Origin of the sequence: Paracoccus sp. 22332 (assembly GCF_052045125.1) — a bacterium.
Classification (GTDB): domain Bacteria; phylum Pseudomonadota; class Alphaproteobacteria; order Rhodobacterales; family Rhodobacteraceae; genus Paracoccus; species Paracoccus haematequi_A.
The window spans coordinates 88,191-109,452 of the sequence record NZ_JBQEOI010000001.1; the positions used below are offsets into that span (position 1 = coordinate 88,191).

At 67.9% G+C, this 21,262-nt stretch carries 14 protein-coding genes; 8 read left to right on the forward strand and 6 right to left on the reverse strand.

The window, feature by feature from the left end:
- Window positions 1-280 precede the first annotated feature (280 nt).
- The 5 genes from ACTJI6_RS00390 (at window position 281) to ACTJI6_RS00410 (ending at window position 6,013) form a co-directional block, all read left to right on the forward strand.
- On the forward strand, window positions 281-1,249 hold the full coding sequence (locus tag ACTJI6_RS00390; RefSeq protein WP_440796843.1) for an iron-siderophore ABC transporter substrate-binding protein: 969 nt from the start codon (window positions 281-283) through the stop codon (window positions 1,247-1,249).
- Complete coding sequence (locus ACTJI6_RS00395; RefSeq protein WP_440796845.1) at window positions 1,246-2,286, forward strand: FecCD family ABC transporter permease; 1,041 nt, start codon at window positions 1,246-1,248, stop codon at window positions 2,284-2,286. The genes ACTJI6_RS00390 and ACTJI6_RS00395 overlap by 4 nt, the downstream gene beginning before the upstream one ends.
- On the forward strand, window positions 2,283-3,311 hold the full coding sequence (locus tag ACTJI6_RS00400) for a FecCD family ABC transporter permease (protein ID WP_440796847.1): 1,029 nt from the start codon (window positions 2,283-2,285) through the stop codon (window positions 3,309-3,311). The genes ACTJI6_RS00395 and ACTJI6_RS00400 overlap by 4 nt, the downstream gene beginning before the upstream one ends.
- On the forward strand, window positions 3,308-4,117 hold the full coding sequence (locus ACTJI6_RS00405) for an ABC transporter ATP-binding protein (RefSeq protein WP_126153499.1): 810 nt from the start codon (window positions 3,308-3,310) through the stop codon (window positions 4,115-4,117). The genes ACTJI6_RS00400 and ACTJI6_RS00405 overlap by 4 nt, the downstream gene beginning before the upstream one ends.
- Window positions 4,118-4,237: 120 nt before the next feature.
- Window positions 4,238-6,013 carry an SLC13 family permease gene (locus ACTJI6_RS00410; RefSeq protein ID WP_440796849.1) on the forward strand — a complete coding sequence of 592 codons (1,776 nt, stop codon included), beginning with the start codon at window positions 4,238-4,240 and terminating at the stop codon, window positions 6,011-6,013.
- A gap of 95 nt (window positions 6,014-6,108) precedes the next feature.
- Here ACTJI6_RS00410 and nhaA read toward each other — a convergent pair whose 3' ends face one another.
- Entirely contained in the window at window positions 6,109-7,296 is a 1,188-nt protein-coding gene (gene nhaA, locus ACTJI6_RS00415) for a Na+/H+ antiporter NhaA (RefSeq protein ID WP_440796851.1), read from the reverse strand.
- Window positions 7,297-7,409: 113 nt separating this feature from the next.
- A complete protein-coding gene (locus tag ACTJI6_RS00420) occupies window positions 7,410-8,543 on the reverse strand; it encodes an AI-2E family transporter (RefSeq protein WP_126153496.1) in 1,134 nt (377 codons plus the stop codon).
- Between the two features lie 149 nt (window positions 8,544-8,692).
- Between ACTJI6_RS00420 and ACTJI6_RS00425 the strand changes: the two genes are divergently transcribed.
- From ACTJI6_RS00425 to cysN, 3 genes are all read left to right on the forward strand, one after another.
- Window positions 8,693-9,943: an Hsp70 family protein gene (locus ACTJI6_RS00425; RefSeq protein ID WP_440796854.1), complete on the forward strand. Its 1,251-nt coding sequence runs from the start codon at window positions 8,693-8,695 to the stop codon at window positions 9,941-9,943.
- A gap of 118 nt (window positions 9,944-10,061) precedes the next feature.
- Window positions 10,062-10,991 (forward strand): sulfate adenylyltransferase subunit CysD, encoded by a 930-nt coding sequence (gene cysD / locus ACTJI6_RS00430; RefSeq protein ID WP_440796856.1) that lies wholly within the window; start codon window positions 10,062-10,064, stop codon window positions 10,989-10,991.
- Window positions 10,991-12,904, forward strand: a complete 1,914-nt coding sequence (cysN, locus tag ACTJI6_RS00435; protein WP_440796858.1) for a sulfate adenylyltransferase subunit CysN — start codon at window positions 10,991-10,993, stop codon at window positions 12,902-12,904. Before cysD ends, cysN begins: the two co-directional genes overlap by 1 nt.
- A gap of 38 nt (window positions 12,905-12,942) precedes the next feature.
- Here cysN and ACTJI6_RS00440 read toward each other — a convergent pair whose 3' ends face one another.
- The 4 genes from ACTJI6_RS00440 to ACTJI6_RS00455 form a co-directional block, all read right to left on the reverse strand.
- Window positions 12,943-13,242 carry a DUF2218 domain-containing protein gene (locus ACTJI6_RS00440; RefSeq protein WP_440796860.1) on the reverse strand — a complete coding sequence of 100 codons (300 nt, stop codon included), beginning with the start codon at window positions 13,240-13,242 and terminating at the stop codon, window positions 12,943-12,945.
- A gap of 245 nt (window positions 13,243-13,487) precedes the next feature.
- Window positions 13,488-14,747 carry a CAP domain-containing protein gene (locus ACTJI6_RS00445; protein ID WP_440796862.1) on the reverse strand — a complete coding sequence of 420 codons (1,260 nt, stop codon included), beginning with the start codon at window positions 14,745-14,747 and terminating at the stop codon, window positions 13,488-13,490.
- Between the two features lie 125 nt (window positions 14,748-14,872).
- Window positions 14,873-19,375: a translocation/assembly module TamB domain-containing protein gene (locus ACTJI6_RS00450; protein ID WP_440796864.1), complete on the reverse strand. Its 4,503-nt coding sequence runs from the start codon at window positions 19,373-19,375 to the stop codon at window positions 14,873-14,875.
- A complete protein-coding gene (locus tag ACTJI6_RS00455) occupies window positions 19,375-21,231 on the reverse strand; it encodes an autotransporter assembly complex protein TamA (RefSeq protein WP_440796865.1) in 1,857 nt (618 codons plus the stop codon). Before ACTJI6_RS00455 ends, ACTJI6_RS00450 begins: the two co-directional genes overlap by 1 nt.
- Window positions 21,232-21,262: the final 31 nt, after the last annotated feature.

Below are 21,262 nucleotides of genomic sequence, written 5' to 3' on the forward strand. Positions count from 1 at the left end.
TTGTCGCTGCTGGCTGCCGTCGGATCAGAGAGGGTCCGCAGGCTGGCTGGCCCTGGAATGACCTTGGGCCGCCGGCACCCGAGGGAAAGGGCGGGACGGCGCGCCGATCATGCTGGCGGGGCTTATAGGAGCGGCTGCGCGCGCCTGTCTTGAAGAATCCCACTGTTTTTGTCGGAATCCATGGAAAAGTGTTAATGCCCGTGCGAACAGGCCCTTGGCCGGGGTTGACGGGACCGCCGCGACGCGGAAAAGCCTTGGCCTGTCACAGGAGATCGCGCCCATGATCCGTCTTGCCATCGGCCTTGCCGCCCTGCTGCTGCCCGCCCTTGCTGCGGCCCAGGACTATCCGATCACCATCCCCCATGCCTTCGGCAGCACCGTCATCGCGGAAAAGCCGCAGCGCGTGGCGACGGTCAATTCCGGCAACCACGAGGTTCCCCTGGCTCTGGGCGTGGTGCCGGTGGGGATGGCTGCGGCGAATTACGGCGATGACGACGGCGACGGTGTGCTGCCATGGGTCGAGGAGAAACTGGCCGAACTGGGCGCCCAGACGCCGGTGCTGTTCGACGAGGGCGACGGCATCGACTTCGAAAGGGTGGCGGCGACGCAGCCCGACGTGATCCTGGCCGCCTATTCCGGGCTGACCCAGGCCGATTACGACACGCTGTCCCGGATCGCGCCGGTCGTGGCCTATCCCGACGGCGCCTGGACGACCGAATGGCGGCAGATGATCCGCATGAACAGCGCGGGCATGGGCATGGCCGCCGAGGGCGACGCCCTGATCGCCCGGATGGAGGGGCAGATCGCCCAGGCCATCGCCCGCCACCCTCAGCTGCAGGGCAAGACGGCGATGTTCGTGACGCATCTGGACACGACCAACCTGTCCGTCATCAACTTCTACAGCGCCAACGACACGCGGGTGAAGTTCTTCCAGGATCTGGGCCTGTCGATGCCTCGCAGCGTGATTCAGGCGACGCAGCCGGGGCAGTTCTTCGGGTCGATCAGCGCCGAACGGATCGACGCCTTCGACGATGTGGATATCGTCGTGACCTATGGCGGGCCGATCCTGCTGGCGGCGATGCGGCTGGATCCGCTGTTCAGGCACATGCCCGCCGTCGCCAACGACGCCATCGTCGTCCTGAGGAACGACCCGCTGGGCAATGCCGCCAACCCGACGCCGCTGGGGCTTCCTTATGTGCTGGAGGATTACGCCGCCCTGCTGGCCGAGGCCGCGCAGAAGTCCGAATGACGGCGGCCGCCAACTCGCTGCCGCGCGCGCGCCTCGCGCCCCGGTCGAACCGCATCCGCGCGGGCTGGCTGGCGGTGATGCTGGCGCTGCTTGCGGGTCTATGCGCGCTGTCGGTGGCCATCGGCACCCGAGAGGTCGGCTGGGACGACATCGCCGCCGCGCTGCGGGGGCGGGTGGACAGCATCGGCCAGGCGGCGGCGGCGGCGCGGATCCCGCGCACGCTGCTGGCCGCGCTGGCCGGGGCGGCGCTCGGCCTGTCGGGGGCAATCATGCAGGGCGTGACGCGCAACCCCCTGGCCGATCCGGGGATCCTGGGGGTGAACCTGGGCGCGTCCCTGGCGGTCGCGGTGGCGGTGGCCTTCTTCGGGATCGCCTCCGCGCAGGCCTATATCTGGGTGGCGATCGGCGGCGCGGCGGCGACGGCGGTCTTCGTCTATGCCATCGGATCGCTGGGCCGAGGGGGGCCGACGCCCCTGAAGCTGGCGCTTGCGGGGGTCGCCACCTCGGTCGCGTTCCTGTCGCTGGTGCTGGCGATCATGCTGTCGCGCGGCGATGTTGCGGGTGGCCTGCAATCCTGGCAGGTGGGCGGCGTCGGCGGGGCGACATTCGCGCGCCTGACTCCGGTCCTGCCGTTCCTGGCGGCGGGTTTCGCGATCGGCCTGGCCAGCGCGCGCAAGCTGAACTCGCTGGCCCTGGGCGACGACATGGCGGCAGGCCTGGGCGAGCGTGTGGCCCTTGCCCGCGCCATGGCCGCCCTGGGCGCGATCCTGATGTGCGGGGCCGTGACGGCGGTCTGTGGGCCGATCGGCTTCGTGGGCCTGATCGTGCCGCATCTGTGCCGCGTCCTGGTGGGCGTCGACCACCGCTGGCTGCTGCCTTTTTCCGCCCTGGCGGGGGCCTGCCTGCTGATCGCCTCGGACATCGCGGGCCGCCTGATCGCCCGGCCGTCCGAGCTGGACGTGGGCATCGTCACCGCCTTCATCGGCGCGCCCTTCTTCATCTGGATCGTGCGCCGCGCCAGGGTCCGCGCGTTATGACCGCCCTGGACCTGGTCGCCGCCGGACGCCGGCGCCGCACCCGGCGGCGCGCCACCGTCGTCGCGGGCGCGCTGACCCTGCTGCTGGCGGGATTCGCCCTGACGCTGATGCTGGGCCAGTCCTTCGTGCCGCCCGGCACCGTGCTGCGGGTGCTGGCGGGCCAGGACGTGCCCGGCGCATCCTTCACCGTGGGCCAGCTGCGGCTGCCGCGCGCGGTCATGGGGATCCTGGCCGGGCTGTCCTTCGGCCTGGGCGGCGCGGCCTTCCAGATCATGCTGCGCAATCCGCTGGCCAGCCCGGACATCATCGGCATCAGCCGGGGCGCCAGCGCGGCGGCGGTCTTTGCCATCGTCATCCTGGGGCTGGACGGGCCGGTGGTGTCGGCCTTCGCAGTCGCCGCCGGGCTGGGCGTCGCCCTGCTGATCTATGCCCTGTCCTGGCAGGGAGGGGTGGCGGGAACGCGGCTGATCCTGGTCGGCATCGGCGTCTCGGCCATGCTGGACAGCTTCATCGCCTATGTCCTGACGCGCGCGCCATCCTGGGATCTGCAAGAGGCGATGCGGTGGCTGACCGGCAGCGTGAACGGCGCGCAACTGTCCCAGGCGCTGCCGATCCTGATGTCTCTGGCCCTGTTCGGCGGCTTGCTGGTCAGCCGCACCCGCGACCTGGAATCGCTGCGGCTGGGGGACGATACCGCCGCCGCGCTTGGCACGAATGTCGCGCTGACGCGGATGCTGGTGATCGTGTCGGCCGTGGGCCTGATCGCCGTCGCCACCGCCGTCACCGGCCCGGTGGCCTTCGTGGCCTTCCTGTCCGGCCCCATCGCCGCGCGGATCCTGGGGCCGAACGGATCGGTGCTGGTCCCATCGGCCCTGGTGGGAGCCTTGCTGGTGCTGGGGGGCGATTACGTGGGCCAGTTCCTGCTGCCCGCGCGCTTTCCGGTGGGGGTCGTCACCGGCGCCCTGGGCGCGCCCTATCTGATCTGGCTGATCGTGCGCGTGAACCGTGCCGGAGGATCCTTGTGACTGACCATTCCCTTTCCGTCCGGCACCTTGCCGCGGGCTATGGCGACCGGCTGATCCTGCGGGATCTGGATCTGGACGTGGTGCCGGGCCGGATCACCGCCATCGTCGGCGCGAATGCCTGCGGGAAATCGACGCTGCTGCGCACCATGTCGCGGCTGCTGTCGCCGCGCGCGGGCCAGGTGCTGCTGGACGGCAAGGCCATCCACCGCATGGCCCCCCGCCGTGTCGCGCAGGTCATGGGTCTGCTGCCGCAATCGCCCATCGCGCCCGAGGGGATCACCGTCGCCGACCTGGTGGGCCGGGGCCGCCATCCCCATCACGGCATCCTGTCCCGCTGGTCGCCCCGCGACGACCAGGCCGTCGCCGCCGCGCTGGAGGCCACCAAGACCCTGGATCTGGCCGAACGCGCGGTGGACGAGCTGTCGGGCGGTCAGCGCCAGCGGGTCTGGATCGCGATGGCGCTGGCGCAGGAAACGGACCTTCTGCTGCTGGACGAACCCACGACCTTCCTGGACATCAGCCACCAGGTCGAGGTCCTGGACCTGCTGACCGACCTGAACCACCGGCGCGGCACCACCGTGGTGATGGTCCTGCACGACCTGAACCTGGCCGCGCGATATGCCGACCGCCTGGTCGCGATGGCCGACGGCCGCCTCTATGCCCAGGGCACCCCGCCAGAGGTGCTGACCCGCGATACCGTCCGCGCCGTCTTCGGCCTGGACAGCCGGATCATCCCCGACCCGACCTCGGGGCGGCCGATGATGCTGCCCATCGGGCGGCACCGGATGGCGGCGGACCAAGGCTGACGCAGCGCCGGGACAGAGAAAAATCTTCGCTCTTTCCCATCCCGGACCGGCAACCAAATCTCCTGCCCGCCGGTTTTGCGGTGATCCCCTTCGCCTGGACGGGGAACAGGGGGCGATTTCATGACCGTACAGCAGATGCTTGCCTTCGCCATCGTCGGCGTGATGATGGCGTTGTTCATCTGGGGCAGGATCCGCTATGACGTGGTGGCGATGCTGGCCTTGCTGGCATCCCTGCTGGCGGGCACCGTGTCGCCGGACGAAGCCTTCACCGGCTTCGGCAACGATATCGTCATCATCGTCGGCAGCGCCCTGGTCGTCAGCGCCGCCGTGTCGCGGTCGGGCATCATCGACGCCGCGCTGCGGTGGCTGGTGCGCCGGCTGACCACCATGGGGGTGCAGCTTCTGGTGCTGGTCGGCACCGTGACGCTGCTGTCGTCGCTGGTCAAGAACATCGGTGCGCTTGCGATGATGATGCCCGCCGCGCTGAAGATGGCGAAGAAATCCGGGCAGTCGCCCTCGCTCTATCTGATGCCGATGTCCTTCGGATCGCTGCTGGGCGGGTTGATCACCCTGGTCGGCACGTCCCCCAACATCATCGTGTCGGAGGTGCGCCAGGACATGACCGGCCAGCCCTTCCGCATGTTCGATTTCGCACCTGTGGGCCTGGGCCTGTCGGCAGTGGGCGTGCTGTTCCTGATGTTCGCCTGGCGGCTGCTGCCGACGGACCGCCGCGCCACCGCGTCCCTGGGCGAAGCGGTGAAGATCAGCGACTACAACACCGAGGCGACCGTGCCCGACGGATCCGCCGCCGCCGGGCGCACCATCGGCGCGCTGATCGGCATGGCCGACGGAGAGATCACCGTGACCGGCCTGATCCGGGGCGGCGAGCGGCGCAAGGTCGTGCTGTTCGACACGGTGATCCAGGAAGGCGACATCCTGCTGCTGCGGGGCGAGCCGGACGGGCTGGAACGCGCCGTCGCCAAGGGCGGGCTGGAACTGGCCGGTCATGATGCCGCCTCGAAGCTGGACCTGCCCGCCAGCCGGATCGGCGTGATCGAGGCGGTGACGACCGTTACCTCGGCCCTGATCGGCAAAAGCGCGGGCAGCATCCGGCTGTTCGACGAACAGGGCATCAGCCTGCTGGCCGTGTCGCGCTCGGGCCATCGCATGACCGAACGGTTGTCCAGGACGCGGCTTCAGGCGGGCGACGTGCTGCTGCTGCAAGGCCCGGTGGAAATCCTGCCCGACCGCATCCGGTCGCTGGGCCTGCTGCCTCTGGCGGAACGCAACCTGCGCATCGGCAGCGTGCGCAAGGAGCTGATGCCGATCCTGATCCTGGCCGCCGCGATGGGCCTGACCGCCGCCGGGATCCTGCCGGTCGCCATCGCCTTCTTCGGGGCGGCGGTGCTGATGATCGTGACCGGCGCGATCAGCCCGGAACTGGCCTACGAGGCCGTGGAATGGCCGCTGCTGGTCATGCTGGGCGCGCTGATCCCCGTCAGCGAGGCGTTGCAGGCGACCGGCGGCACCGACCTGATCGGCGCCTGGCTGTCGGGCGTGGCGACCGGGCTGCCGGTCTGGGGCGCCCTGGCGCTGATCATGGTCGCGGCGATGGCGGTAACGCCGTTCCTGAACAACGCGGCCACCGTGCTGGTGATGGCCCCTATCGCGGTGACCTTCGCGGGCACGCTGGGCTATGCGCCCGAAGCCTTCCTGATGGCCGTCGCCGTGGGTGCGGGCTGCGATTTCCTGACCCCCATCGGGCATCAGTGCAACACCCTGGTGATGGGGCCGGGCGGATACCGCTTCAGCGACTATCCCCGGCTGGGGCTGCCCCTGTCGGTGCTGGTGGTGCTGACCGGGGTGCCGCTGATCCTGATGGTCTGGCCGGTCTAGGATAGGCCGGGAATCCTGTCGGCGCCCTGTCTTCTTGGCGAAGGCCGTCGCCTTCGCCCTGTTCCGACCGTCGGGCCTGAAACGGCCGCCCTGCCCTAGCCTGCGGACTGCATCCGGCGCGGCGCCTCGCGTTTGGCGAAGCGCAGGATGGTATAGCCAGCGATACCCGACACCAGCGATCCCATCAGGATGCCGATCTTGGCCTCGTCCTGCAACAGCGGCTGGCTGAACGCCAGAAGCGAGATGAACAGGCTCATGGTGAAGCCGATCCCGCACAGAAGCGATGTTCCCAGCATCTGCATCCAGCTTGCGCCGGGGGGCAGGTCGGCCCAGTCCAGCCGCACCAGGATCGCCACCGCGCCGAAGATGCCAACCACCTTGCCCAGGGCCAGGCCCGCCGCGACCCCCATCGTCACGGGGGCCAGCAGCGCCTCGGATCCCAGGCCCGCGAAGCTGACCCCGGCATTGGCGAAGCCGAAGACGGGGATGATCAGGAAGGCCACCGGCGCCATCAGCGCATGTTCCAGCCGGTGCAGCGGGCTTTCCGACGGACGCGCCTCGGGCGTGGCGGGGGTGCGCTTCAGGGGGATGGTCAACGCCAGCAGGACACCCGCGATGGTGGCGTGGATCCCCGACCGCCAGACGAAGAACCACAGGACCGCGCCCAGAACCAGATAGGGCCACAGCCGCATCACGCCCGCGCGGTTCATCCCGATCAGGGCCGCCAGCACCAGCGCGGCCAGCCCGAGGTCGACCGGCGACAGGCCCGTGGTGTAGAACAGCCCGATCACCACCACCGCGCCCAGGTCGTCCAGGATCGCCAGCGCTGCCAGAAACACCTTGAGCGAGGTCGGCACCCGCGACCCCAGAAGCGAGATCACCCCCAGCGCGAAGGCGATGTCGGTGGCGGACGGAATGGCCCAGCCATGCGTCGCCCCGGTGCCCGCGGTGAAGAACAGATAGATCAACGCCGGGACCGCCATCCCCGCCGCCGCCGCCACACCCGGCAGGATCCGGCGCGGCCAGGACGACAGGTGGCCGTCCACCATCTCTCGCTTGATTTCCAGGCCGACCATCAGGAAGAACAGCGCCATCAGCGCGTCGTTGATCCAATGGGCGACCGACAGCGGCCCGACATAGGCGTGCAGGACGTTGAAATACGCCTCGGCCAGGGGCGAGTTGGCGACGATCAGCGCCAGCACCGCCGCCGCGATCAGCAAAAGCCCCCCGGACGTGCCGCTCTCCAGGAACTTGCGGATGGTGTTTTGAATTCGGCCTGCCATGAAACAGCCCCCCTTTTGTCAGAAACGGTTCAACCAGTCTCCGTATTCAGGGGTCGTCCCTGGGCGCACGCAGCACACGCCATGCGCGGATCATATTCAGCAAGGCCCGGCGTTCAAGGGGTTTGCGGATGGGTTCGGATTTCCCGCAGCCATTCGCGCCAGATCGCCACCAGCAGCGCCATCAGCACCGGCCCGACGAACAGACCGACGATGCCCATGGTCTTGACGCCCCCCACCAGGCCGAAGAACGTGGGCAGGAACGGCATCTTGACCGGCCCGCCGACCAGCACGGGGCGGATGGTCTTGTCGACGATGAACAGCTCGATCGCCCCCCACAGGAACAGCAGCACCCCCGCCAGGGGCGATCCGCTGGCCACCAGATAGATCGACACCAGCGTAAAGCACAGCGGCGCACCGCCGGGGATCAGCGCCATGATGCCGGTGATCACCCCCAGCGTCACCGGCGAGGGCACGCCCGCGATCCAGTAGGCGATGCCCAGGATCACCCCCTCGCCCATGGCGATCAGGGTCATGCCGGTGACGGTGGCGCTGATGGTCAGCGGCACCACCCGCGACAGCCGTTCCCAGCGGCGGGGCAGGATGCGGGCGCCGATGATGTCGATCTGGCCGGCGATCTTGTCGCCGTCGCGATAGAACACGAACAGCGCGATCAGCATGAACAGCAGGTTCAGCGCCAGATGGAAGGCCACGTTCCCCGCCGCCAGCACGCTGCGATAGATCGACGCGATGGTGTTGCCGCTGGTCAGCTGCACCAGATCCGCGATGGCGCCGGGCCTGCCGATATGGCGCATCCACTGTTCGTCGATCCAGTCGCCGATCTGCGGCAGGTCGACCATCCACAGCGGCGTGGCGGCGCCGTTGGCGTTCACCTCGAACACCCAATAGATCCACTGCTGCAATTCGCGGAACGCATAAAGCAGCGCCATCGTGACCGGCACGACCAGAAACAGCACGATCACCAGCACGAACAGCGCCGCCGTGGCGGTGCGGTCGATCCCCAGGGCGCGCTGCACGCTGCGCGACAGCGGCCAGCTGGCGAAGGCGATGATCGTCGCCGCCAGCACCGGCACCAGGAAGCCGTGGAAGAAATAGATCGCGGCGGCGATGATGAAGACCAGCAGCCAGCGGGCTGCGGATATGTCGCTGATCAGCGGAAAGGGCATCGTCGCCGGATCCTCGACGGCCGGGGCGTCGGGCCGGGGCGTTGCCTGCTGTGGGTCGATCATGCCTTAGCGCCTGCCTTCCGGGTGCTTCGCCTTGTTTCCCTGACTGTTGCATTGTTGATCGCGGCGTCAACCCGTCTTTCGGCCGCGGCGCTTGCCGCATCGCCCATCTTGGGACACCCGCCGGGACTTTCAGCAGGAAAGGTCCAGCCATGACGCCCAGCCTTGCCATCGACTTCGGAACCTCGAACACCGCCGTGGCAGTGCTGGATCGCGGGGCGGTGCGGCGCGTCCCGGTCCAGGCGGGATCGGACACCCTGCCGACCGCCGTCTTCTTTCCCGCGCGCGGCGGCGCGATGCAGATCGGCGATGCGGCGGCCCAGGCCCTGACCGGCGGGCAAGAGGGGCGCTATATGCGCGCGCTGAAAAGCGTGCTGGGAACGCCGCTGCTGCACGAATCGCGGCTGATCGCCGGCAAGCGCCGCACGCTTGCGGATGTGATCACAGCCTTCCTGGCCGAACTGCGCCGGCGGGCCGAATCCGCGACCGGCCAGCCGCAGACCCGCGCCCTGTCGGGCCGTCCGGTGCATTTCCACGCCGATCCCGCCCGAGACGCCCAGGCCCAGGCGGATCTGCGCGCCTGCTATCATGCGGCAGGCTTCGATCACGTCGCCTTCCTGCCCGAACCCGAGGCCGCCGCCCTGGCATGCCACGGCATGGGCGCGGCGGGCCGGACCGGGCTGATCGTGGATATCGGCGGCGGCACCTCGGACTTTTCGGTCTATCGCGCAGAGGACGGGCGGGTGCGGATCCTGGCCAGCCACGGCATCCGCCTGGGCGGGACAGATTTCGACACCGCCGTATCGCTGAGCCATGCGATGCCGTTGCTGGGACACGGTTCGCACCTGCGCCGAGAGATGGGACCGGGCCTGTTGCCGGTGCCCAACGCGATCTATGCCGACTTGGCGTCCTGGGCACATATCCCCTTTGTCTATACGCCGGAAAACCGCAGGCTGGCCCAGCAGATGGCCCGGCTGGCCGTGGATCCGGCACGGATGGAGCGGCTGGTGACGGTGCTGACGGACGAGCTGGGCCACGACCTGGCCTTCGCCGTCGAACGCGGCAAGATCGCCGCCAATGGGGGCGACGAGGCCCGGATCGGCATGGGCTTCATCCAGCCGCGCCTGGCCGCGCCGATCGACGCCCGGTCGCTGGCGGATGCGCTGCACGGATTCGACGCGAATCTGCACGGGGCGATCGCCGAGACCCTGTCGCGCGCGGGCGTCGCTGCGGGTGGGATCGGCGACGTGGTGCTGGTCGGCGGGTCCAGTCTGATGGCCCTGGTCACGAATCTGGCGGCGCGAATCCTGCCCGATGCCCGGCTGCACCGATCCGAGGCCTTTACCGCCGTGGCCGATGGTCTGGCTTTGGCGACCGGCTTGGAACAGTATTCCGGCGTTTGACGAACAGGCAGGAAACACTGGTTTTTCTGCTGGCCGAAACTTGCATCTTCACCTCTGCTGAAGAATAGCGTCCCGCGAACCGGACGATTCCGCCCCGGCCAGATCAAGAGTTGATGCCATGAACAGCCAGGTTCCGACCCCGCTTCCCCCGGCGACGCTGACGCATTTGCAGCGGCTGGAAGCCGAAAGCATCCACATCATGCGCGAGGTGGTGGCGAATGCCGAAAACCCGGTGATGCTGTATTCGGTCGGCAAGGATTCCGCCTGCATGCTGCATCTGGCGAAAAAGGCCTTTCATCCCGCGCCCCCGCCCTTTCCGCTGCTGCATGTGGACACGACCTGGAAATTCCGCGCCATGTACGATCTGCGCGACCGGGCCGCCCAGGCGGCGGGCATGGACCTGATCGTCCACCACAATCCCGATGCCATGGCCCAAGGCATCAACCCCTTCGACCATGGCAGCCTTCATACCGACCTGTGGAAGACCGAAGGGCTGAAGCAGGCGCTGACGAAATACAATTTCGATGTGGCCTTCGGCGGCGCGCGGCGCGACGAGGAAAAGTCCCGCGCCAAGGAACGGATCTTTTCCTTCCGCTCCGCGAACCACCGCTGGGATCCCAAGAACCAGCGGCCCGAGTTGTGGAAGCTCTACAACACCCGCAAGGCCCGCGACGAATCGATCCGCGTCTTCCCGCTGTCGAACTGGACCGAACTGGACATCTGGCAATACATCCACCTGGAAAACATCGACATCGTGCCGCTGTATTTCAGCGAGCCGCGCCCGGTTGTGGAACGCGACGGGCTGCTGATCATGGTCGATGACGACCGCTTCCCCCTGCGCCCCGGAGAGGTGCCGCAGATGCGGTCGGTCCGGTTCCGCACGCTGGGCTGCTATCCGCTGACCGGGGCCGTGGAATCGGATGCCAAGACCCTGCCCCAGGTGATCCAGGAAATGCTGTTGACCACCACGTCCGAACGCCAGGGCCGCGCCATCGACAAGGATCAGGCCGCCTCGATGGAGAAGAAGAAGCAAGAGGGGTATTTCTGATGAACGCCCAGGATCCCGTTTACGTCACCGACGACCTGATCGCCCAGGACATCGACGCCTATCTGCTGAAACACCAGCACAAGACCATGCTGCGCTTCATCACCTGCGGATCTGTCGATGACGGCAAATCGACGCTGATCGGGCGGCTGCTTTACGACAGCAAGATGATCTTCGAGGATCAGCTGGCCAGCCTTGAGGCCGACAGCAAGGTCTCGGGCACCCAGGGCGGCGAGATCGACTTCGCCCTTCTGGTGGACGGGCTGGCGGCAGAACGCGAACAGGGCATCACCATCGACGTGGCCTATCGCTTCTTCGCCACCGACAAGCGCAAGTTCATCGTGGCCGACACGCCGGGGCACGAACAATACACCCGCAACATGGTGACCGGCGCGTCCACCGCCGATCTGGCGGTGATCCTGATCGACGCGCGCCAGGGCGTGCTGACCCAGACGCGGCGGCACAGCTATCTGGTGAATCTGCTGGGCATCAGGAACATCGTGCTGGCCGTCAACAAGATGGATCTGGTCGATTACTCGGCCGAACGCTTCTATGAAATCGTCGCGGATTATTCCCATTTCGCCAAACAGATCGGCATGGACAGTTTCCTGCCGATCCCGATTTCCGGGCTGAAGGGCGACAACATCGTCACCAAAAGCCCCGAAATGCCCTGGTATCAGGGACCGACGCTGCTGGGCCACCTTGAGGACGCGCCGATCAGCGACGCCCGGATGGGGGAACGGCCGTTCCGCATGGCGGTACAATGGGTGAACCGCCCGCATCTGGATTTCCGGGGTTTCGCGGGCCAGATCAGCGCGGGGACCGTGCGGCCGGGCGATGCGATCCGGGTGCTGCCATCGGGCAAGACGACCACGGTCAAGACGATCCCCAGCTTCGACGGCGACCTGCCCCAGGCCGTGGCGGGCCAGTCCGTGACCCTGACCTTCGCGGACGAGATCGACTGCTCGCGCGGCGACGTGATCGTGCAGGCCGACGCGCCCTGCGAAGTCGCCGACCAGTTCGAGGCGACGCTGGTCTGGATGGCGGAACAGGAAATGCTGCCGGGCCGTCCCTATCTGCTCAAGATCGGCACCCAGACCGTCACGGCGACGGTGACCGAGCCGAAATACGAGGTGAACGTCAACACGCTGGAACATTTGGCCAGCAAGACGCTGGGCCTGAACGCCATCGGCGTCGTCAATATCTCGACCGACCGGCCCGTCCCGTTCGAGGCCTATGCCGACAACCCCGATCTGGGCGGCTTCATCCTGATCGACCGGATGACCAACGCCACCATCGCCGCCGGGATGCTGCATTTCGCGCTGCGCCGGTCGCAGAACATCCACTGGCAATCGACCGATGTGGACCGCGATGCCCATGCCGCGCTGAAGAACCAGCGGGCGCGGGTGGTCTGGTTCACCGGCCTGTCGGGGTCGGGCAAGTCCACCATCGCCAATATCGTCGAACGCAAGCTGCACGCGATGGGCAAGCACACCTTCCTGCTGGACGGCGACAACGTGCGCCACGGGCTGAACCGCGACCTGGGCTTCACCGACGCCGACCGGGTGGAAAACGTCCGCCGCGTGGGCGAGGTCGCCAAGCTGATGTCGGATGCCGGGCTGATCGTACTGACGGCCTTCATCTCTCCGTTCCGGTCGGAACGGCGGATGGTGCGCGAGATGATGGCATCCGGCGAGTTCATCGAGGTCTATGTCGACACCCCGCTTGAGGTGGCCGAGGCGCGCGATGTGAAGGGTCTGTACAAGAAGGCGCGGTCCGGCCAGTTGAAGAATTTCACCGGCATCGACAGCCCCTATGAAGCGCCCGAAAGCCCGGAACTGGTGGTCAACACCGCCACCCTGTCGGCCGAAGACGCCGCCGACCGGGTGATCGCCGCGATCCTGTCCCAGGGCTGAGGCCGCGCTTTCGCCGCCCGATCAGGGACGGTCGCCCGTCACGCCGCGGGCGACCAGTCCATGTTCGCGAACCCTTCGCGAAAGGCGAAGCGCGCCAGATGGCGGTCGATGATGTCCTGAAGCGTCGCGACCGCAGCGGCGTCTGCGCCCGAGACCGCGCAGGTCAGTTCCGCCGGGCTGGCTGCCAGCCGGGCGGTGCCCAGGTCAAAGCGGATGCTGCCGATGTCGCCTTCGACCTCGGCCGGGATCTTGTGGGCGAAATGTTTGCACAATTGGACCATGTAGCGATGCGCCTGTCCGGTCGCAAAGCGGCCCGTGCTGGAAAGATCGTCGGCCATCAGCCCTGTCCCGTTTTCGTTGCCACCGTGCCGAACAGGCGTCCCGCAGGCCGGTTTGTCAATGCGCAAGAAAGTGAACGGGAAAGTCTTACCAAAAGGTTAATTTCTTTGGCGCATCCAGGAACCCCATCCCGTCCCAGATGTTGAAAGCCCGTAGTGAAATTGCGTTTTTGCAATGGCTTATCGAGTATGCCCGCCAATTTTTGGCGGGCATTTTCCTCGGCCGGTCAGGACGTGATCAGCCGCTAATACCCAAAGATGTCATCCGCCACCTGCGCTGCCGTCAGGGTTGTGCCCGCGACGATGATGCGGTCGCCGCCGCCCAAGTCGATCATCACCCCGGCCGAGGTCCGGGTCATGTGATCGCGCATGAAGGCCGCCGGATCCGCATCCAGCAGCGTGCGGGGAATCAGCAGCCGGTCGATCCCATGCTCATAGGCCTGGATGGTATCGGTTCCGCCGCCCCTCGCGAACAGGAAGGTGTCGGCCCCTGCCCCGCCGTTCAGCAGGTCGTTGCCGGCGCCGCCATGCAGGGTGTCGTTGCCGTCGCCGCCCAGCAAGCGGTCGTTCTGCCCGTCCCCGGCCAGCCAGTCGTTGCCGCCGTCCCCCGACAGCGTGTCCAGCCCGTCGCCGCCGATCAGCAGATCGGCCCCTGCCCCGCCCCAGATCCGGTCCTGGCCCGCATCGCCGCGCAGCATGTCGTTGCCATCCTCGCCCAGCAGCGCGTCATTGCCTGCGCCGCCTTGCAGCGTGTCGTTGCCCGCGCTGCCCTTCAGGGTATCGGCCCCGGTATCCCCGATCAGCCGATCGTTGCCCGTGCCGCCCGACAGCCGGTCGTTGCCGCCGCCGCCCGCCACCCAGTCATGCCCTGCCCCCGCCGACACGCTGTCGTGCCGCGCGCCCAGGCGGAAATCATCGTTCGATGCCGTGCCGTCGGCGGCGGCCTTGAAGACCTTGCCGTTGAAGCTGTCCAGCCAGTCGGCCCGCGCCTGCATCGCCACCTTGACCGAGGGCAGCGCAACCCGCTGGAAGGTGCCCAGGTCCAGGCGGACCAGCCCGTCGGTATCCGCGAAGTTCTGCGTGGCCATCAGCACCCGATAATCCCGGCCGCCGACCGTCATGGTCCCGACCTGAAGCCCGATGCCCAGAAAGGACGTGCTGCCCATGATATTGGCGTAATGCCCCGGACTGTTCAGAAGGTTCTGGTGCAATTGGCGGATTTCATCGCGCAGGTCGGATTCACCCCGGATACTGACATAGGCGAGGTTTTCCGCCGTCATCCAGCGACCCGCCAGGTCGAACTCCGCAGCTTCCATCCGCTGCCGGGGCGACGACCCGCCCCGTCCGGTATGGGAAAACACGTCGTTTTCCAGCATCCAGCGGCTGTGGGCGTCGGCGGAATCGTTCAGCCGCTTTTCCAGCTTCAGCGTCCCCAGCCCCGCCGCTTGCCGGGACTGGTTGATCAGGCTGGCGAAATAGCGTTCGTTCGCATTGGCATAGGACATGGGCGCGCCTTTTGGCAAAATCGTCTGCCGAACCTAACCCGCGCGCGCCGGGAAGGATCGCCCGTAATAGATCAAATGCGGAATATCGCCGATCCGGCGCCGCGGATCGGCCTTGTCATGCGCCCTCAGTAATCCCGTTCGAAATAGATCCCCAGGGTGCTATCGCCTTCGGTGCCCACCGATCCCCGCGCCGTCAGGGAATTGGTCACGTCCAGGTTCAGGTTCAGGCTGCTTTTGCCGTCAGCCCCCACCGCGACATCGGTATAGAGGTTGTCGGACAGGTATTTGCCCGCGCGGACCTGGACATTGCCGTCGTCGTCCGTGGCCAGGTCCAGATCGTCCAGGCCCACCTGGTTGCGCAGGTTGCCGATGATCCCCTCGCCCCCGCGCCCGGCCAGGGTGGCGATGGCATTGGCAAGCTGGGCGGCCTGAAGCGGGCTGATATTGTCCAGGCCCCGGCCGAACAGCAGTTGCGACAAGACCTCTTCCTCGGGCAGTTCGGGCGAGGATTCGAAGGTGATGTCGGGGTCGCGCACCTCTCCGTCGATGATGATGCGGGTGGTGATGCCGTCGCGTTCGGTTTCGGCCACCAGCCGGATCACCGGGATCAGGCTGCCTTGCAGTTCGACCAGCCCTTCGGACAGGGTGAAGCGCCGGCCCAACAGGTCCACGCGGCCCCGGATCAGTTCCAGGAAGCCGATGGGGATGGCGTTGCGCGTGGTGCCCTGCACCCGCAGCGACCCGCCCAGTTCCGCGTCCACGCCCCGGCCGCGCACGAAGACCTGGTTCGGCGCGTTGATGACCAGATCCAGCCGCGGCGGCGCCGAGGGCGGGGTCGAGGGCGGCCCGGCCAGCCCTGCCTCTCGGGACGCATCGCTGGGATAGGGTTCCAGCCCGGCCTTGGCACGGGTGGACCGGACGGGCCGGGTATCGCCCACATGGTGGATGTCCGGGATCGCCTTCGTACCGCCCAGCCCGGTAGAGGGGATGCGGATTTCCGTCTCGCCCAGATCGACGGTGCCGGACAGCAGCGGCCCGTCGGCATTGCGGCCCGACATGCGCAGATTGCCGCTGATCTCGGTCTGGTACAGGTTCGGGTCGCGCGCGATCACCCGGTCCAGCAGGATCGCCAGATCCAGCGTCCCCGCGCCCAGGTCGATCGGTCCGCTGACCTGCACCCGCCCCCCGGCCGAGACATTGGCCCCTGCGTCCAGCGCGATGCGCCCGGCCGCCAGGTCGGCGGTGGCGTTCACCCCCTCCAGCCGGATGCCGACGGCGGGATCGGTGATCTGGCCGTTCGTCAGCTGGACGCGCCCGCTGACCGATTGCAGCGATGGCGGGCCGTTGACGGTCAGGTTCAGCGACAGCGGGCCTTCGATGCTGCGGGTACGGATGAAGGTATTGGCGATCGAGGCCTCGCTGCTGCCGGTGACCGACAGGTTCATCGTGGAAAAATCGCGCGCCACGCTGCCCGCCGCCTGCAATCGCGTGCTGCCCGGCGCGGTGGCGGTCAGGTTCAGGGCGAAATTCGCGCCCTCCTCTCGCACCGTGCCGTCGATCTGCGCGGGGCCGGGGAATTCGGGCTGCACCAGGCCCAGATCGGCCAGCCGCGCGGCGACGGTCATGCCGCTTGCAGTATCGCCATTGCCCTGGATCCGCAGTTGCGGGTTCTGCACGTCAAGCCGCTGGATCGAGATCCCGGCGGGCGCCTGCGTCGCCGCGATGTCGAAACGGGTCTGGCCGCGCAGCAGCGGATCGACGCGGGGCTGGCCCAGGGACAGGCCGGTTCCGGTTCCGGTGGCGGTGATGCGGCGGGTATCGCCCTGCTGGACCACCTGGGCATCGGCATTCAGCGCGCCGCTGATGCCATTGCCCAGGAACCGCAGATCCTCGGCATTCACCTGCGCCCGCACATCGGTCTGGTCGCCGCCCACGGTGCCGCTGGCCGTCGCGTTCAGGCGCGGGTTGTCGATGCGCGCCTGTTCAATGGCAAGGACGCCGTTCCGTTCGGTCCCCGTCACCGCCAGCCGCGTCTCGCCCGCAAGGGCGCCATCGACCTGCGCCTGGCCGAAGGCCAGGTCGCGCCCGGTGCCCGACACCTCCAGCCGCCGGATGCCGTCGCCCGCCTCGCGGAAGCTGCCGGTCAAATCCAGGGCGCCGCGCCAGCCGGGGCCGAAGGGCGCCAGCGACCGGACCGCGACATCGGCGGCGATGTCCGTGACGCCGGGGCCATAGACGCCGCGCGCGGTCGCGTTCATCTGGTCGTTGATCAGTTCCACGTCGCGCAGGGTGACGGTGCCGTCCTTTTCCTCGGCCTGGACGCGCAGGCGGGTGGTGCCGGTCAGCGCGGCGTCCGCGTTCTGGACGCCGAAGGACAGGTTCTGGCCCGATCCCGTCATGTCGACGAACCGGGTGCCGTCGCGTTCGGTCAGCCGGGCCATGGCGTCGAAGCCGCCGGTCCAGCCGTTGCGGATCGCCGCCAGGTCGGGCACCGCCATATCCAGCGTCGCGTCCAGGGCGCCCTGGGCAAAGCTGCCGCGTCCTTCGGCGCGCAGTTGCGGATTGGCGATGCGGAACACCTCGACCTCGTAGCCTTGCGGCTTTTCGGCGGCCAGGACGGTCAGCGTGGTCCGGCCTTGCAGGGCGTTGTCCAAGGCCTCGACGCCGATCCGCAGATCCTCGGCCTCGCCGCTGACGGTCAGCTGGCGCGCGCCCGACGCGCCAGACAGCTTGGCATCGGCCTGCAACGCGCCCGAGAAATTCGGATCCGCGTCCTGCAACGACGGCATGGAAATCGTCGCCGTCACGTCGCTGGACAGGCTGTTCACATAGCCTTGGGCCTGGGCGGTCAGCCGCTGGGCGTTGATGGAAAGATCGGTCAGCTTGATCCCGGTCCGGTCGCGCCTTGCGCGCAGGTCGATGGTGGACCGGCCTGCCAGAAGGCGGTCGAGCTGCGGCTGATCGACGGTGATATCGGTCCCCGCCACGGTCGAGGTGATGGCGAAGTCACGCCCCAGAAAGTTGTAATAGCCCAGGACGCCGGCATCGGTCTGCCCGGACAGGTCGCGCCCCGCAAGGGTCGATATGCGGCTTAGATCGTCATGACGCGCCTGGATGTTGCCGGACAGCACGAAGCCGGTGGACAGGCCCGACAGTTGCAGCATGCCCTGCAATCCGTAATCGGAGCCGCTGACATTCAGCGCCGTCATCCTCACCGCGTTGCCGGGGGTGAAATCGAAATCGGTGCTGCCGGTGATCTCGGGCCCGACGGCCTGGGCCAGACCCGCATCGGCAAAGACCATCTGCCGCGATCCGAACCGGATGCCGCCGTTCACCGATTGCAGGCTGCCGCCGTCCAGCACCACCGCGCCGGACCCATCCAGCCGCAGGTCGCCCAACAGCACCTCGCCCAGATCCAGGGCGCCGACGCGGCCCTCCAACGTCCAGCCCTGGCCCTGGACCGCGTCGTATTGCAGTTCAAGCCGCCCGGATTCCACGGTCGATTCCTCGCCCGCGAAGGGCAGGGGGACCGGCACCTGCGCCGCGCCCGCGTCGGATCCAAGCGCGATCAGCAGCTTCGCGTTCTGCGGCGCCCCTTGGGCATTGACCGCCAGCGACCCGTCCAGCGACAGGGCCTCGGTGACAAGGTTCAGGGTGGGGATCTGCAACCGCCCGTCGTCGCCGCGCCAGCCCTCGGCGCGAAGCTGGACCTGGTTGCCGAAGAAGGTCCGGTTCTTCGGCGCCAGCAACGAGGCCACGTCGCCGCCCAGTTGCAGCGCGAAATTCGTGCCCGGATTGCCCGACGCATCGGGACCGCCCGCCGCCGAGACCCGGCCCGTCACGCGCGGCAATCCGTCGGTCGCCAGCTTGATGTCGACGCCGAAATCCTTGATCTGGCCTTCGCCGTTGATCTCGGCCACGACCGAGGGCTTGTCGTAAAGGTCGATCAGGTTGACCAGCAACCCGTCGGCGGCCTCGTCCAGGGTCAGGTTCACGCGCAGAACCTGCGTCACGTTGGAAAAGCCGGTGTCCAGGTTGAAGGTGCCGCGCGGCCCGTCCAGCCGCTGGATGGCCAGCTTGGCCTGGCCTTCGCCGCCCGCCAGGCTCATCCCGCCGGCCATCGAGATGGCGGCGGCCACGCCGATCACGGGTTCGCCCAGTTCCACCCTGTCGGCCCGGATCTGGGCGATGTTCAGGGCCACGGGCAATTCCGGCAAGGCGAAGCCGCTGAATTCGCGCGCTTCTGCCGTTGGGGCGCGTTCCTCGCCCAGGGGCCGGCGCGGCAACAGGATTTCGCGGGCCGACATCTCGGCGATCTCGATCCGGCCGCGCAGCAGGGCCGAGCGGTTCCACTGGATCGCCCCGTCGTTCAGCGTCAGCCAGACGCCGTCCGCATCGGCGATGCTGATCCGGCGAAAGGTGGCGCGCGACGAGAGGGCGCCCTGGAACCCGTCGATCACCACCTCGCGGCCCGCGCCCGACAGGTTGCGTTCCAGCAGCCGGGTCAGAAAACCCCGGTCGTCGCTTTCCTGCTGCGAGATTTCGGCGGCGGTCTGGGCCATCACCGACAGCGGGAACAGGATCGCGAAGACGATCAGCCACAGCTTGCGCATCACCCCGGTCTTCATCAAAACGCCTGCCCCAGTCCCAGATACAGTTGCACGCCCTCGCCGGTGTCTCCTCCGGTCGGTCCGGCAACGTCGAAACGCAGCGGCCCGATGGGCGTGTTGTACCGAACGCCGATCCCCGCCCCCGAGTGCCCTTCGCTGGTGCCGTTCCAGCCGTCTTCCGCCCAGACCTCGCCGTAATCGGCAAAGGCCACCACGCCGATCCTGTCGCGGACCTGCCAGCGGAGCTCGGCGGAAAGCGTCGCCACGCTCATGCCGCCGGTCTTGATCGGGCCGTTCGGACCCTGGATTTCCTCGACGCCCAGCGACTGATAGGGCTGGCCGCGCACGCTGCCGCCGCCGCCCGAGAAGAACAGATAGTTGCGCGGGGTATTCTGGATCTCGCTGCCCAGGACGCTGCCGATGCGGGCGCGGCCCGCCAGGGTGAAGCGGTCGCCCTCGCCCAGGGACCGGAAGGCGCGGCCCTCGCCCAGGATGCGGATGCCGGTGTCGGTGCCGTCGAAGCCCTTGAAGGGGGTGGCGTCGCCTTGCAGGTAATAGCCGCGCTTGGCATTGTTTTCGTTGTCGCGCGCGTCCCACATCACGCTGGTCGGAAAGGCCAGAACCTTGAAGTCGGTTTCGCCCAGGTCGTCATAGACGCGCGAGAACTGGTACTGGATCGCCGTGTCGAAGGTGAAGCGGTCGCTGAAGATGTGGTTGAAGCCCAGCCCGATGATGCCGGTATCCTCGTCGTAATCCTCTTCTCGCATCCGGGCCAGACTGGTCAGGACATAGGCGGTGGTGTCCGGCGTGACCGTGGCGGGACGGTCGATGCGCAGGGTCACTTCCTCGTCCTTGCCGCTGGTGTCGGATCCGATGTCCTTGACCTTGGCGTCGATGCGCAGGCGTTCGCCGCCGCCCAGCAGGTTGCGGTGCATCCAATAGGCCGACAGCATCGCCCCGTCGGTGGTCGAGATTTCGAACCCCGCGCCGATCCGGCGGGGTTTCTGTTCGACCACGGTCAGGTTGATGTCCATGCTGCCGTCGGGGTTCAGCGTCTCGGCCTCTTCCAGAGTGATCGCGGAAAAGACGCCCGACCGGCGCAGGCGCTTCCTGACATCCTCGACATCGTCGGGGTCGAAGCGTTCGCCCTCGGGCAGGCCGGCGATCTTGTGCAGCCGGCGCGGGTTCATGCGGTCATAGCCGCGCATGTTCAGCCGCCCGAACCGGACCGAGGGGCCGGGCGACAGGCCGATGCGGCTGTCCACCACATTGGCGATGTGATCGGCGGTGATGTTCTGCCCCGACACCTCGGCCTTGGCGTGGCCGACATCGCGCCAGCCGTCCACCCCGGCGCGGGCGGCGCCACGGATCGTGCCGGTGCCCGCGATCCCGCCCTGGCGATAGTCGTCGGGCAGGTCGGTCCGGGGCGCCACCGGGGCGATGGCGGCGCGGGAAAAGCGGAAGCGGGGGCCGGTCTGGACGCTGACGACGACCTGCCGGACGATGCCCGGCGCATCCAGGGGGGCGATCTCGGCCGCCTCGACCCCGTCCAGGGTGATGTTGATGATCGCCGAATAATAGCCCCGGTCATACAGGTTGCCCAGGATCCGCGCGTAATCGCCCCGCGCGGCGGCCAGCACGTCCTGGCCGGTGGTGCGATCCTCGGACAGCGCGCCCGCGATCAGCGAGGCGTTGCGCAACGGCTGGTCCAGGTCGTCCGCCCCCTGGACGCGGAATTGCAGGTCGACCGGACCTTCGTCGCTGCGGCCCCCGAACAGGCCCGAAAACGGCGAGGACGCGGATTGCGCCCAGGCCATCCCCCCCAGGCCCATCACCGTGGATGCCACCAATGCCGCCCGCAGATATGCCCGCATCGTCCTGCCTTGTGCGTTCTTGCTTTGCGCC

What these genes read in the sequence shown, in the direction of transcription:
- cysD (WP_440796856.1), top strand. Translation starts at nt 10,062, where the DNA reads ATGAACAGCCAGGTTCCGACCCCGCTTCCCCCGGCGACGCTGACGCAT.
- cysN (WP_440796858.1), top strand. Translation starts at nt 10,991, where the DNA reads ATGAACGCCCAGGATCCCGTTTACGTCACCGACGACCTGATCGCCCAG.
- ACTJI6_RS00450 (WP_440796864.1), bottom strand. Translation starts at nt 19,375, where the DNA reads ATGAAGACCGGGGTGATGCGCAAGCTGTGGCTGATCGTCTTCGCGATC.
- ACTJI6_RS00395 (WP_440796845.1), top strand. Translation starts at nt 1,246, where the DNA reads ATGACGGCGGCCGCCAACTCGCTGCCGCGCGCGCGCCTCGCGCCCCGG.
- ACTJI6_RS00420 (WP_126153496.1), bottom strand. Translation starts at nt 8,543, where the DNA reads ATGATCGACCCACAGCAGGCAACGCCCCGGCCCGACGCCCCGGCCGTC.
- nhaA (WP_440796851.1), bottom strand. Translation starts at nt 7,296, where the DNA reads ATGGCAGGCCGAATTCAAAACACCATCCGCAAGTTCCTGGAGAGCGGC.
- ACTJI6_RS00425 (WP_440796854.1), top strand. Translation starts at nt 8,693, where the DNA reads ATGACGCCCAGCCTTGCCATCGACTTCGGAACCTCGAACACCGCCGTG.
- ACTJI6_RS00445 (WP_440796862.1), bottom strand. Translation starts at nt 14,747, where the DNA reads ATGTCCTATGCCAATGCGAACGAACGCTATTTCGCCAGCCTGATCAAC.
- ACTJI6_RS00410 (WP_440796849.1), top strand. Translation starts at nt 4,238, where the DNA reads ATGACCGTACAGCAGATGCTTGCCTTCGCCATCGTCGGCGTGATGATG.
- ACTJI6_RS00440 (WP_440796860.1), bottom strand. Translation starts at nt 13,242, where the DNA reads ATGGCCGACGATCTTTCCAGCACGGGCCGCTTTGCGACCGGACAGGCG.
- ACTJI6_RS00400 (WP_440796847.1), top strand. Translation starts at nt 2,283, where the DNA reads ATGACCGCCCTGGACCTGGTCGCCGCCGGACGCCGGCGCCGCACCCGG.
- ACTJI6_RS00390 (WP_440796843.1), top strand. Translation starts at nt 281, where the DNA reads ATGATCCGTCTTGCCATCGGCCTTGCCGCCCTGCTGCTGCCCGCCCTT.
- ACTJI6_RS00455 (WP_440796865.1), bottom strand. Translation starts at nt 21,231, where the DNA reads ATGCGGGCATATCTGCGGGCGGCATTGGTGGCATCCACGGTGATGGGC.